Raw genomic sequence first — 13,077 nt, 5'->3', positions numbered from 1 at the left:
TCACTCCTTCCGCCGAGGCGGCTTCGAAAACCGGCTGGCCCCTATGCGCACGATTTCCGAATCGACCGATATGGATACCTTTGCCCGGTTCCAAAGCGTTTCCTTCGGATCGTTTTTCCAGCTATCCCATAGATCCGGGTATTTTTTTCTTACCATATCGCTCCACTGAAAGGTGTCTGCATGATGCTTCCTTGCGACATTCAAGGCATTTTGAACCTGACTTTTTATGGCCTTGGATAGCGCGGACTCCAGCTGAACGATGGCGGCGGGGGAAGCCAGGTTTAAGTCTGAATCGGAAGACAGCAGTTCTCCGCTGGACTCAATTTTCAAGTGGAACATCAAGTTTTGCCGCACTTTCGACACAGTTACCTTTGTTTTAGCTCTGAGCATCCGTACGTTGATCGGTTTATCGTCCGTTGGGGACAAAACAGTCTGGACGGAATTGGAATCCAGCTTGTTCATAATCCATAAGATGCCGACCGTATCCGTATCGGAAAACTTCCCAACGGCACGCCCGCGTTTCACGATCGAGGCGCCGTCAGTCACGATGCGGGGTTCTTGCTTTCCTCCCTCGGTGAGATTGACATTCGCTTTATACTTCAGCCCGGGGATAAAACCGTCGCCTATGCCGCTCCAATAGGTATACAGCATGTCTTTTAACGTCACTTCCGGCGCAAGGTTCAAATGCGCGAATTCGCGTAATATTTCCGAAGGAAATTGCTCGAATACAGGCTTTATGGCACTGATTTCCTTGGCCTTGCCATTATAAAAAAAGACAGGGGTACGAAGCCGGATGTCGGGGATTCGCATGAAAAAGTCGAGGAACGGTTCCAGTCCGGCTTTTGCATACCGTTCCCCAATGACGATGACGCGAATGGAGCCCCATGTAATGCGACGGGACAACCCCCTTTGGATCAATTGATAAGCTTCCGCCAAATTTCCCCCAGTCTGTGTAATGACCGTATAGGGCTGCTTCGTAGGCGAGGAGGAAGCTTGTCCGGGCTGCATCCGATTCGGGAGTACAAAACCGATGGACAGTTCCGTCTTCTTGTCTTCGGTTATATCAACCATGACGGCCGTAACGAAAGACCGGTCGTTCAGCTCCTCTTTGGACCAGCAGCCGGTCACAAGGATCAGAACGGAAGCCGTCCATATACCGAACAAGCATCGCGTTAAAGTCCGGGAAAGTCTGAACACCATCGTTTCCTCCACCGATATTCGACCACAGTTATGACCCGCGCTTCAATTTCGGCCACGGAAATCTCGCCAAGACGTCATCCAAGCCTCGGGGCTTCAGCGGGATCACGGGCGATAAATACGGCGTTCCGAACGAACGGATGGACAATAGATGGATATAGATCGCAATAATCCCCATCAAGACCCCCAAAAGCCCGAAAACGCCGGCAAGCAAAAGCAGCATAAACCGCATGAAGCGGACAGCCAGATTCAGCGAAAAATTCGGAATGATAAAGGAGGAGATGCCCGTCAGCGATACGATAATAACCATTGGAGCCGAGACGATACCGGCCTGGACGGCCGCTTCTCCGATGACGAGAGCTCCTACGATCGAAATCGTCTGGCCGATGTACGACGGAATGCGTTGACCTGCTTCTCGCAGTACCTCAAAGGTCAGTTCCATCATGAACGCTTCGAGAACAGCCGGAAACGGTACGATATCCCGGCTGGCCGCGATCGAGATGAGCAAGCTGGCCGGAATCATCTCCGGGTGAAACGTGGTGATGGCAACGTAAGTCGAAGGCAGCACCATGCTGACGAACAAAAATAAATACCGGATCCAGCGAATCCAGGTCGAAAAAAAATACCTTTGATAATAATCTTCGGCCGCTTGCAAAAATACGACCAAAGGCGCCGGAATCAGCAGGGAATTGGGCGTGCCGGCGACGATAACCGCCATGCGGCCCTCGAGCAAGGCGGCTGCGGCCACATCCGGCCGTTCCGTATTTTGGATATTCGGAAATGGAGAAAACCGATTTTCGTCCCAGGCTTCCTCCAAATCGTTTGAGCCGATGATACGATCCGTATTCATTTGATTCATCTTTTGGCGGATATCATCAATCAGCTGCGGTTTACAAAGGCCTTGCATGTACATGATGAGAACTTCCGTGCCGGTATGGCTGCCGACCGTATAGTGCTCCACTTTCAAATCGGGGGACTGTATGCGCTGACGAATCAAGGATAAATTAGTTTCTAAATCTTCGACAAATGCATCTTTTGGCCCTCGGATACTTTTTTCGTTTTGCGGGGGCTCAATGGCCCGCTTGGCTTGCTTGGCAAACGGAAAACAGATCGCCTGCCCGGATCCTTCCGCGGTTAAGACCACTTGGCCGGCTAATAAGGCGTGCATGGCTTTGGTTACATCCCCCGTAATCCGATAAGGGGTAGAGAAGAAGCTCCGCTCGATAAAAACTTTGTGAAGCCATTCGATACTGTTTCCAATATCGGGGGCGCTGCACATCGGGCCGAGCACATGTCTTTGAAGCATCTCTACATTGACGGCTCCGCTCAAATATTGAATATGGCAGCGCAAACCGTTCGATTCCACAATTTGCACGACAATATCCGAACGCCCTTGCAATAAGGCTTGCATTTCGTTAATCATCCAGCACGACACCAACCAAACCATCATTTAGTAAGGTTACTTTTACCAATCCCGTCTGCTTTTATACGCTGAGGACCGTATGGGCAGCTCTTCCGGAGACTATGCAACAAGGCACGATAGAGGAGAGCTTGATGCAAAATGCGGTCACGAAAATCGGAAATTGTAACATTTTTCATCCTGTTAGATTGTTTGTACTATTTACAGGTTTATTTCTAGTTCATTAGTTTCAAATAATTGGTTTTAATGGATTATTTCAATCCATTTATAAAGGGATTTCGCTTATTGCGCAGAAATTTGTCAAACGATGGCAAAAAAAGAGGTGATGGAAAAACGAGACTGGATACGGCGCCAATTTTTAGATTTGGAGATTGAGAAGGAGGAGGCGAGAAAAATAGTGCGGTGGCTTAAGAAACAAGTTGCGGCCTTAACCGCGGCAGGACTTGTGGTAACCGGCTTATTGCCGGCCCTCCCGTTTACGAACATGGGGATGCGGGCTGTGCAAGCGGCCGAGCAAGGCTCCAATGTATGTCAAGGACGGGTAACGCTCATAAACGGCAGTTTTGAAGAACCGCCGTATTCACCAAGTAATCCTAGAACTGTAAGATGGAATGAAAGTTACGCATGGTTTCAAGCTAACGAAGCATTTGTCCCGGGATGGCAAACAACTGATTCTACCGGTAATCTCGACATTATGAACAAAAGTTTAGCGGCTGAGGCTAGGGAAGAATTACCGCCTGGACATGGTCAATTGGCGTGGGCATTTGACCCTGCCCATGGCGAACAGTTTGCTGAATTAAATTCAACCGAATTTGCACAATTATACCAAGACGTTGAAACGACACCTGGACAAACGATTTATTGGCGTTTAGCCCACAGAGGTTTACGTGGTCCGGACACAATGGCTGTAAAAATTGGCTCGAACAACATTGCGCCACAAAGCTTACCAACTGTTCGGACTATCACAACGGATAAAGATGGATGGAAATCTTATTCAGGTACCTATACGGTTCCCGACGGTCAGACCGTTACGCGATTTGGGTTTGAGGCAGTTTCATCGTCTACTGGAGCTCCAGATGCGGGAAATGTCTTAGACGACATCTTCCTAGGAACGGAGCCTTGCGGCGTTGTCAGCAAGACCGTTTCCCCGACGAGCGGCGTTCAAGAGGGGAGTATCCTGACCTATTCGGTTACGTTTAAGAACGAAGGAGGCGACGTAGCGGATCAAGCGCTGTTGACGGACAACATCCCTGCCGGAACCGAATATGTTCCGGGATCGCTTCAAATCGTATCCGGACCGAACAGCGGAGCCTTGACCGATGCCGCCGGAGACGATTATGGGGAATTTGTGGCCGCGGATAATCGGGTTGTCGTTCGCCTGGGAGTAGGGGCCAATCAGACCCAGGGCGGAAGAATCCCGAATACCGACGAGCTGCCCGGGGGGACGACGGTCCAATTCCGGGTGAAAGTGGTTCCGGGAACCGGAACGACGAATGTAGCCAATAAAGCGGCCGTCCAGTACGATAATTTGCTCGCCGGACTAAAAGAAGTTCGGGAATCGGGCGTAGTGGAGTCCGGGGTGAACGTGCCGCCAATAGTACCGAACTTCGAAGAGTCGACGTGGAACACGGAGTCGGTAACCGGCAGCGTGTATGGAGCCGATCCGAATGGGGATCCGCTGACGTTTGCCAAAGGAAGCGATCCGCAGTACGGCATGGTGACGGTGAACCCGGACGGGACGTGGACGTATGTGCCGAATCCGGGGTATACCGGTACGGACAGCTTCACGGTAACGGTCAGCGACGGGAAGGGCGGAACGACGACGTCGACGGTGACGGTCCAGGTGACGGAGCCGCCGAACGAACCGCCGACGGCGCCGAACTATAGCGTGACGACGCAGCAGGACGCATCGGTAACCGGCAGCGTGTATGGAACCGACCCGAATACCGGCGACAAGCTGACGTATATGATCGAAAGCAATCCGGAATACGGGACGGTCACGTTGGGTTCGGACGGCAAGTGGACGTATGTGCCGAATCCGGGCTACGTCGGTCCGGATCTATTCACGGTAACGGTCAGCGACGGGAAGGGCGGCGTCACGACATCGACGATCAAGGTCCAAGTGACGGACAAGCCGAATGAAGCGCCGACGGTGCCGAACTATAGCGCCACGACGCCGAACCATATGCCGGTCACCGGCAGCGTGTACGGAACGGACCCGAACGGGGATCCGCTGACGTACACGAAAGGCAGCGATCCGCAGCACGGAAAAGTGACGGTGAACCCGGACGGCACGTGGAGCTATGTGCCGAATCCGGGCTATGTCGGCACGGACAGCTTTACGGTAACGGTAAGCGACGGCCGGGGCGGCACCGTGACCTCGACGGTGACGGTCCAGGTGACGGAGAAGCCGAACGAAGCTCCGACGGTGCCGTCGTCCTCCAACGCCACGACGCCGAAAAATACGTCGGTGACCGGCAGCGTATACGGAACGGATCCGGACGGCGACCCGCTGACGTATACGAAAGGCAGCGATCCGCAGCACGGTACGGTGACGGTAAACCCGGACGGGACGTGGACGTATGTGCCCGATCCGAATTATGTCGGGACGGACAGCTTCACGGTCATCGTCAGTGACGGGAAGGGCGGCACCGTAACGACGACGGTGACGGTCAATGTGACGGAAAAGCCGAACCAGCCGCCAACCGCTAGGGATGTGAGCGTAACGGCGCCGAAAGATACATCGGTGACCGGCAGTGTGTACGGAACGGATCCGGACGGCGATCCGTTGACGTACACGAAAGGCAGCGACCCGCAGCATGGAACGGTTACGGTGAACCCGGACGGGACGTGGACGTATGTGCCGAACCCGGGCTATGTCGGGACGGACAGCTTCACGGTAACGGTGAGCGACGGCCGGGGCGGTTCGATCACGACGAAAGTCACGATCAATGTGACGGATCCGGGCACGGAACCGGGAACCGACCCTGGAACCGATCCTGGAACGGATCCCGATCCGGGTACGAACCCTGACCCCGTAACGCCGAATGAACCGTCGACAGGCGGAGGAAGCGGAACGCCGTCGACGGGCGGCGGAAGTGAAACGCCTTCTACAGGAGGCGGAAGTGGGACGCCTTCGACGGGAGGCGGGAGCGGAACGCCTTCAACAGGCGGAGGAAACGGAACACCGTCGACGGGCGGAGGAAGCGGAACGCCTTCGACAGGCGGAGGAAGCGGAACGCCGTCTACAGATGCCGGAACCGGCACGACGCCGACAAATACGGAGACGGAAACGCCTTCCGCACAGCACGGCGTCGAAACGTCGACCAAGAAACCGGATCCGGAGAAGCCGCTGAACCGATTGCCGAATACGGCCGTCCATTTTTACAACTTGGGTATTGCAGGATTGGCCGCTTTGTTCGCGGGCTTGGTTCTTCTGGGAAGAAAACGCAAAGCTTGATGGCTGACGGAAAAGCAAGCACGTTCTCCTCGGAGCAATGTGTTTGCTTTTCCTCTAAACCGCGAGGATGCCGGATGTGGAAACGGAGGGGATACCATGCGAAAGATCCTCGGCGCCGTTCTGGCGATATCGGGTACGATCGTTCTGTCTTTAGCCGTTATGCAATATGTGGATCATCGAACGAGCATCAACAAGGCGATGGCGGAAGCGAACGCTTTGATTCATACGTCGCGCGAAGAGGAACTGTCCGAAGAGGAGCCACAAACTCCCCCGGCACACACGGCCGAAACCATGCCTGCCCCTGAGCCTCTTATCGATCGGGAAACGTTTAACCCGAAACCGAACGATGTGATCGGCGTGCTGCAAATCCCGAAGCTGAAAGCCGATCTTCCTATAATTGAAGGTACGGACGAGGAGATGCTGAAAAAAGGAGTCGGCCACTACAGCGCAAGCGTATTTCCTTCGGACGGCGAGCAAATCGTACTGTCCGGACATCGCGATACCGTTTTTCGAAACTTCGACAAGCTCGAGATAGGGGATCGATTTGTCGTCAAGCTGCCGTACGGCACGTTCGAATATGAAATCAAAAGCACGGATATCGTGGATAAAGACGATACGACGGTCATTCGTTCGATGGGGAAGGAGGCGTTGGTTGTGACGACCTGTTACCCGTTTCGTTATGTGGGGGATGCGCCCGAACGTTATATTTTGTACGCGTATCCGGTTGAGGACGATGAATCCATACAACCTGCATCGCATGATGACTAAAGCGGGCCAGCCAGCGCCGAAAACGACATTAACCTCCGCCTATTTACTTACGGACGGAGGTCTTTATGTTGTCGGACCATGCGATAAGGGAGACGAAAAACGTTCTACGACTGGTTCAGATCGCATTGTAGGGGAAATGCCGTACAATTGGTTCATCCCGCTGCTCAGGATACTGGTGATCATAAGTGCTATGGTTCGGGGAGTTTGCTGCATTCCGGTTTCGATCCAATTCAGAACAATGCTGAGATTGGAGGCAGCGAAGTAAGCAATCATATAGTCTTTCGGGACTATCGTATCGGCCAAATCCGGTCGGCTATCGAGGATTTTGGAGAGGTGATGGTCTTTCAAAAAATCCTTGATTCGAGCTGCAAAAGCAGGATCTCCGTTTGGGCCAAGGATCACCTTGAAGAAATCAGCGTGCTCGCCGTAATATTCGATCACCTTCACCAATGCGGGATCAGGCTCATTTCTGACAGCGTAGGACAGATAGTTGTAAGGATTAAGGTTCTTCATTCTCTCTGTCAAGCCCGTCCAGATGTCAGCTTTCACCCGTTCGAGTAAATCGATTGCATCTGTATAGTGCAAATAGAAGGTGCTGCGGTTTAACTCCGCTTTCTCCACAATGTCGCTGACGGTAATGCGGGTTGCCCCTTTTTCCTCCAGTACCTCTACAAGAGCTTTGTGCAGTAATGCTCTTGTTCTTGCCTTTCGACGGTCCATTTTCTCGGTCATACCGATTCACTCCTGATTAAATTGTTGAGAAAATCGACAGTTTTTATCGGAGATATCGATTATGCGACAGATCGGGATCATTTCAATGATTGAATAGGTCCGTAATTTTTTTTAGTATACAATCATACCTCGGGTTATTCAACAAAGGCTACCTTTGGATTGGAGGAGAGACGGACATGGGAGTATGGGAATACTTTACGCCGGAGCAACAGGAAAGACTGAGTAAGCGAATCGAACAAGTAAAGAAACAATTGGGCCTGGAGCCATTTAAAAGATTGAGAAGCGAGTCGAATGAAGTCGTCTCCAAACTGATCGAAGGATTTGAAAACGGAATCCCTCCCGAAAATGAAGAGATGGTAGCCTTGGCTAAACGATTAGATGAAAGTCAGGCTTTGTTTAATGAACGGGATCCTGAGATCGAAAGAACCGTTGAACGATTTCACGTTGAAAACCCCGATGAGAAAGAGCACGGAATGGATTTGAACATCTATAGATACATTGAGAAAGCTAAGTCTTACATTAGGTAATGGTCGGCGGGCCGCTTGTTTCCATCGGTAAGGACATTCCGTCTGGATTGAGGTTTGTCGCCGCGTAAATTTACAGGAGAAATGAATGAACAAGAGAAAATTTACAGTTGTATTTCTAGTGATTCTTATTCCGATTTCTATATGTTTAGTTGATTATAGCCGAGCCCTTCACGATTCGCCGCCCATTTTTGCTTTTCGTACGCATTTATACAAGGATGGCGGTACATCCGTTTATGTAGGATTTTGTTATAAAGTGATCGACTACAATAAAATCGATGGACGAAAGGATGTAGTTTTTAAATCCATATTCATTTCAAAAGGGAACGAATAAACGTTTACGTTTTATGCAAGGAGGAACGAAGGATAGTTCAATATTCGATTAGGAAGGCGGGGCTGCCCTACGGATCGGCAGCCTGCTGCGCTTTCGGACGGAATGGTTGAACGGCGTAATCGTTAATTTAGCCGGATCTTTTTTTGTTTTCCGAACATTCGATGTTTTTGTCGGAGGCTCTGTTAGTTAGAACTGCCCCGAGTAATGCCACGAGAAGAAGTACGAATAACATGCAAAACAAAATGCCTACAACCCCAACATATCCCGCTTTTTCAAGAAAAGCTTCGACCCATCTATCGGCTACATACATTCCGGACTCCTCCTATGATGAGAAAGAGATCTTTTCGGCTCCCCAATACTATAATACCATCCGGATGAGGCCTTCAAACGAAAAAGCAATCCAAAAGAAATCGGAACTCCATAGGTGTGCTAGTATGTTGACATTAGTTAAAAATGATGGGGATGTTGCACCCACAAAAGGAGACTTGGAGCATAACAAATGCATCGGGCAAGAAGAGAACCGATTCCGCTTCGAGAGTCATCAAGGCATCGCCGCAAAATATATATAACGCATTCGTGGATCCGGAGTCTCTGATTTCTTCGGATCATGCAACGAAAGGTAAAACCTCGGAACATACCGACATCGTCAATGGGAAATTTTTGGAGCTTGTCCCGGATGAGCGAATCGTACAGTCAGTAGAGTTCCAGTCCGACGACCCCGCTTTTGCGGGAGAGATGATCATGACATGGACCTTTGCGGCCGTTCCGGAGGGCACCGCGGTTACTATCGTTTGCGAGAACGTTCCCGAAGGTATACGGAAGGAAGACCACGATGTCGGTTTGAGGTCCAGTCTGGAGAACCTCGCCGAGTATATCGAATAATCAGCCAAAAAGCTTGCCCGATCCGACCTTCACCAATGAAGCGGGGCTTTTAAAGGGGCCGAACATGCGCGGAGGCAGCGCATCCGGGGGTCGTTTGTAGAAACATAACTTGCTAGGTTTCCTCCCCCGCCAGCTTAACCTCAGCAAAGGAGTTTATAGATGAGATATTTGAAATGGAGCATTTGTTCTTTATCTTTTTATACCTTACTAACAATTCTCGCTTGGTTCGTTGACGATTTAGGATGGAAAAAGGGAGTAACCGAGGGCAGTTACCAAATCTATGCGAACTTGCTTTCAAATATTCAGTTTCTTTTTAAAATGCTTCTTGGAATCGACGATGTGATTAATTATAGCTTTAGACTTGTACCGTTTATGATGGGGGCTGCCGTTTGGCTCCTGATCGCAATTTTGGTTTGTTACCGGAAAAATCGTGCTGCTCGATAAAAGCAAACTAAGCTCTTAACGATGGCTGCCAGGATTAGGCAGCCTATTGAGCTATTGGGCAGGATAATTAAAATGCAATAAATTTTTCCGCTCGATTCGACATGCCGACAAGGTAAAATTATACAGAAGCTGCGTTAAGCATTCATCAAAGTCGTTACCGTCCGAAAATTGATTTGAGAGATTGGGGGGAGAAAAATGAAAACATTACGCTTTCGGCATTATTCAGGCGAAGAGGATGATTTAGCGATTCGAGCGCTAATTGTCAAAAAATTTGCGGATCCGAACAAGCGATTTTATCCTAGTTTGGGAGATCTGGATTATATCCGTTCTTTTGATGATCGTTTTCATGAAAAAGTAACGATTTGTGAGAAAATCAATGACGGCACAGTCATAGGGGCTATCTGGCCAGGACATTATCGGATCCTCTACTGCGTTACAGGATCTGATTATGCCTATTACGAAGGGGAAATATTTGACTGGGCCGAGCAACAGTATTGCGCACCTTCTCTATTAGAGGACCGAACCGGGAATGAAGTATACGTTTGGGCCTATGAGGAAGATAGGGGACGGGTAGGTATATTGGAAGCAAAAGGATACACCAAACATACCTGGTATATGTACTCCGGCGTGATTCATCTTGACTCTTCGATCCCAATGCCGCAATTTCCGAATGGGTTAAGGTTCGACCGCTCGAAACCGGCGATTTGGAACAAAAGGTAACCGTCATGGGCGGCTCGGCCGGTCTTACTGCGCCTACTACGGATATATACATGCGTCTGATGAACAGCCCGACATACAAGAAGGAGCTGGACTTAGTCGTGGTGGATGAAGAAAATCGGGTCGTAAGTTTTGCGAATATTTGGCACGATATGGAAAATAACATTGCCATCATTGAACCGTTTGGAACCTCGGTAAGCCACCGAAGAATGGGACTGGCCACGAACTTACTGTATGAGGTCATGCACCGATTGAAGGAACGGGGTCTTTCTAAACTTTATATTAATCATGGCGGTTTATGGACCTTGGACCCTGAACCTGACGATGCGCTGCGTGTTTATTACAAAGCAGGATTTCAAAAGCTCGGCAGCATGTTCGTATGGTGTAAAGCATGCGAATGTTGATTGGATTTACCCAAACGGGAGGGGTCTTTATGTCTTCGGATAAGGTTATTTCTTTCGGAACAAAAGAAGAAAGCGAGTATATTAGAAAAAGATTGATCGAGTTTAATGCCATGCATGTTCCCGACTATTTGAAATCCCGCTATGAAGAAATAAATCTGGCCGTTAAGGATGAGGATGGGCTGGTAGTTGGCGGAGTATTGGCCGTCCTCTGCTGGAACTGGATCGAAATTGATATTTTATGGGTAGACGAATCGTTAAGAGGAATGGGGTATGGAACCCGCCTGCTGAATCAGATCGAAACCATCGCCAAACAACAAAACTGCACGTTTATAAAACTGAATACATTCAGTTTCCAAGCGCCGGATTTTTACCGCAAAAACGGTTATCAAGAAGTTGCAATACTTGAAGATGCTCCGATCGGGAGTAAGCATTATTATTTCATGAAAGAGATTCTCTAGGAAAATAGCCAAAGGACAGCAAAATCCCCGGGATCGCTCCCGGGGACCGGCAATTCGCTTCGAAGGGCCGTTACTTTCCTTCCTGCGCTTTGATATAAGCGTTGGTCAACTCGTCCGCCTCTCGAATGGCGGTGTTCAGGTCAATTTTGCCGTCCACGTAGTCGTTGAATTTGTTCCGCACGTTGGTGCCGCCGTTTCCATAGTGTTTCGAGAGACGCGGCGCCGGGGCGGGCTTGCTTTTGAAGATGCTTTGGATGTTTTTCCCTTTCAGAATCGGCATGTCCGCGCCGAAAGCCTGTTGGAATTTCGTATCGCTCAACAGGGAAATCCGGCCGGTCTGCTTCGTGGCGATTATTTGCACTTCGTCGGAGAAAAGGACCTCCAGCACTTTCATGGCGTCTTCTTTATGCTTGCTCGTATTGCTGATGCCGATTATATGCATATCGAACATGCCGTACACGTTCGGCTTATCCGGATAGCTCGGATATTGGACGATATCCCAATTTGTAAAATCGGGCGCTTCGGCCAAATACGGGAAAAAGTTGACGTTGGCGGCCATGGCGACCGTTCGGTCCTTGATGAAGGCGTCGTAAGCGCTGTAGCCCCATTTCGCCGGTTTGTTGCCGGGGATCGAATAAATTCGGTTGCCGGTCTCGAACAGCTTTTGGTACGTATTGAAATGGTTCATGATATCGCTTGTATTCGTTTTCGCGTCAACCTGCACGAGCGACAGCTGATAGCCCATCCGGGTAATATTTTCGGGATCGAGTCCGCGGTAATCGACTCCGCCCTCCTGACGCGTCACCCGCTTCGCCAGCTCGATCGTCTCGTCCCACGTCATGCCGTCCTTCGGGTACGGGACCCCGAATTTGTCGAAAATGTCCTTGTTGTAGTACAGCGCGTTAAACTGCCGGTTGTAAGGCAGACCGTACAGCTTGCCGTCGTCGGAAATCGCTCTGACGGTGTCCAAGGCTTGCGCGTCGAATCTGTCGAACGGGAAATTGAGAGGTTTCGCAAGCGGAGTCAAATCTTCGTATATTTTCAAATCCATATTTTGCGACATGCTGCCGTTCCAGGAGGTGATCAAATCCACTTCGTCGCCGCGGGCAACGTGTTCGGCCAGCGGGTTTTTGTCCCGGTTCAGCCGTTCGACCGTAATATGGGGATATTTTTTCTTCAAAGGCCCGTTGATCATTAGTTCCATATCGGCGTCGGTAATCCATTGGCCCGGATACAATTTAATGGTAACGGGTTCCGGAGGCTTGACCGCCGCTTTTTCGGCGGAAACTTCCGAGGCTTGAGGATCGGACGACGAGCACCCCGCAGCAATGCATGTAAGGGCGACGACCAGACCCGCTTTCGCTTTGTCGTTCATGCTTGGCATGTCTCCTTCTTCCTTTTATTCTGTATCAACCCTATCTACCATCATAGCTTTAGATTGTTTTTGGAATGTGCGCGGAATGTTGAGTCATTATTAAGATTGTAAGGAATTGGTTTTCCGGCAGAACATGAGCCGGAATCAAGCAAAAAGTAATAATTGGATTGAAGATTGCCCTAAATGAACTTCGTCCCTTGATTTCAGCTAAAAACTAGAACCGATGTCGGTTCCAATTTCGGCAATGATTTGCTCAGCGGTTCTACGAGCGATGCCCGGTGCCCGGCAAGGCATGGGGGGCTAACGGGCAGTAAATTTCAATTTAATCTATTGTTTATCTATCAACTACAGTTGACACTAAG

12 protein-coding genes are annotated in these 13,077 nt (G+C 50.1%); 8 read left to right on the top strand and 4 right to left on the bottom strand.

The window, feature by feature from the left end; genetic code table 11:
* Together PV407_RS20975 and PV407_RS20970 are read right to left on the bottom strand one after the other, a co-directional pair.
* A complete protein-coding gene (locus PV407_RS20975) occupies positions 1-1,200 on the bottom strand; it encodes a Ger(x)C family spore germination protein (protein WP_332091949.1) in 1,200 nt (399 codons plus the stop codon).
* 28 nt (positions 1,201-1,228) lie between these two features.
* On the bottom strand, positions 1,229-2,620 hold the full coding sequence (locus tag PV407_RS20970; RefSeq protein ID WP_332091948.1) for a spore germination protein: 1,392 nt from the start codon (positions 2,618-2,620) through the stop codon (positions 1,229-1,231).
* Positions 2,621-3,311: 691 nt separating this feature from the next.
* On the opposite strand from PV407_RS20970, the gene PV407_RS20965 reads away from it, so the two are divergent.
* Positions 3,312-6,077 (top strand): Ig-like domain-containing protein, encoded by a 2,766-nt coding sequence (locus tag PV407_RS20965; protein WP_442951687.1) that lies wholly within the window; start codon positions 3,312-3,314, stop codon positions 6,075-6,077.
* Between the two features lie 39 nt (positions 6,078-6,116).
* Positions 6,117-6,845, top strand: coding sequence for a class D sortase (locus tag PV407_RS20960; RefSeq protein ID WP_332091946.1), 729 nt, complete (start codon positions 6,117-6,119; stop codon positions 6,843-6,845).
* Between the two features lie 63 nt (positions 6,846-6,908).
* On the opposite strand, the gene PV407_RS20955 is transcribed toward PV407_RS20960, so the two are convergent.
* On the bottom strand, positions 6,909-7,577 hold the full coding sequence (locus tag PV407_RS20955; RefSeq protein ID WP_332091945.1) for a TetR/AcrR family transcriptional regulator: 669 nt from the start codon (positions 7,575-7,577) through the stop codon (positions 6,909-6,911).
* A 176-nt stretch (positions 7,578-7,753) separates the two neighbouring features.
* Between PV407_RS20955 and PV407_RS20950 the strand changes: the two genes are divergently transcribed.
* From PV407_RS20950 to PV407_RS20925, 6 genes are all read left to right on the top strand, one after another.
* Entirely contained in the window at positions 7,754-8,104 is a 351-nt protein-coding gene (locus tag PV407_RS20950; protein WP_332091944.1) for a TipAS antibiotic-recognition domain-containing protein, read from the top strand.
* 784 nt (positions 8,105-8,888) lie between these two features.
* Positions 8,889-9,317, top strand: a complete 429-nt coding sequence (locus tag PV407_RS20945; protein WP_332091943.1) for an SRPBCC domain-containing protein — start codon at positions 8,889-8,891, stop codon at positions 9,315-9,317.
* Between the two features lie 159 nt (positions 9,318-9,476).
* Positions 9,477-9,761 carry a hypothetical protein gene (locus tag PV407_RS20940; protein WP_332091942.1) on the top strand — a complete coding sequence of 95 codons (285 nt, stop codon included), beginning with the start codon at positions 9,477-9,479 and terminating at the stop codon, positions 9,759-9,761.
* Positions 9,762-9,956: 195 nt separating this feature from the next.
* Positions 9,957-10,481 (top strand): hypothetical protein, encoded by a 525-nt coding sequence (locus PV407_RS20935; RefSeq protein WP_332091941.1) that lies wholly within the window; start codon positions 9,957-9,959, stop codon positions 10,479-10,481.
* Positions 10,466-10,882: a GNAT family N-acetyltransferase gene (locus PV407_RS20930; protein ID WP_332091940.1), complete on the top strand. Its 417-nt coding sequence runs from the start codon at positions 10,466-10,468 to the stop codon at positions 10,880-10,882. The genes PV407_RS20935 and PV407_RS20930 overlap by 16 nt, the downstream gene beginning before the upstream one ends.
* 29 nt (positions 10,883-10,911) lie before the next feature.
* Entirely contained in the window at positions 10,912-11,340 is a 429-nt protein-coding gene (locus PV407_RS20925; RefSeq protein ID WP_332091939.1) for a GNAT family N-acetyltransferase, read from the top strand.
* Positions 11,341-11,410: 70 nt separating this feature from the next.
* Here the strand turns inward: PV407_RS20925 and PV407_RS20920 are convergent, their stop codons facing one another.
* Positions 11,411-12,715: an ABC transporter substrate-binding protein gene (locus PV407_RS20920; RefSeq protein ID WP_332091938.1), complete on the bottom strand. Its 1,305-nt coding sequence runs from the start codon at positions 12,713-12,715 to the stop codon at positions 11,411-11,413.
* Positions 12,716-13,077 lie beyond the last annotated feature (362 nt).

Source organism: Paenibacillus sp. GYB003, assembly GCF_036577625.1.
GTDB lineage: Bacteria > Bacillota > Bacilli > Paenibacillales > NBRC-103111 > Paenibacillus_AB.
The sequence above is the reverse complement of the archived record's forward strand: the minus strand, read 5'-3'. Positions and strand labels throughout refer to the sequence as shown.

Excerpts from the sequence above, each read along its gene's own strand:
- PV407_RS20975 (WP_332091949.1), bottom strand. The coding sequence starts at position 1,200 with ATGGTGTTCAGACTTTCCCGGACTTTAACGCGATGCTTGTTCGGTATA.
- PV407_RS20970 (WP_332091948.1), bottom strand. The coding sequence starts at position 2,620 with ATGATTAACGAAATGCAAGCCTTATTGCAAGGGCGTTCGGATATTGTC.
- PV407_RS20965 (WP_442951687.1), top strand. The coding sequence starts at position 3,312 with ATGAACAAAAGTTTAGCGGCTGAGGCTAGGGAAGAATTACCGCCTGGA.
- PV407_RS20955 (WP_332091945.1), bottom strand. The coding sequence starts at position 7,577 with ATGACCGAGAAAATGGACCGTCGAAAGGCAAGAACAAGAGCATTACTG.
- PV407_RS20950 (WP_332091944.1), top strand. The coding sequence starts at position 7,754 with ATGGGAGTATGGGAATACTTTACGCCGGAGCAACAGGAAAGACTGAGT.
- PV407_RS20945 (WP_332091943.1), top strand. The coding sequence starts at position 8,889 with ATGATGGGGATGTTGCACCCACAAAAGGAGACTTGGAGCATAACAAAT.
- PV407_RS20940 (WP_332091942.1), top strand. The coding sequence starts at position 9,477 with ATGAGATATTTGAAATGGAGCATTTGTTCTTTATCTTTTTATACCTTA.
- PV407_RS20935 (WP_332091941.1), top strand. The coding sequence starts at position 9,957 with ATGAAAACATTACGCTTTCGGCATTATTCAGGCGAAGAGGATGATTTA.
- PV407_RS20925 (WP_332091939.1), top strand. The coding sequence starts at position 10,912 with ATGTCTTCGGATAAGGTTATTTCTTTCGGAACAAAAGAAGAAAGCGAG.
- PV407_RS20920 (WP_332091938.1), bottom strand. The coding sequence starts at position 12,715 with ATGAACGACAAAGCGAAAGCGGGTCTGGTCGTCGCCCTTACATGCATT.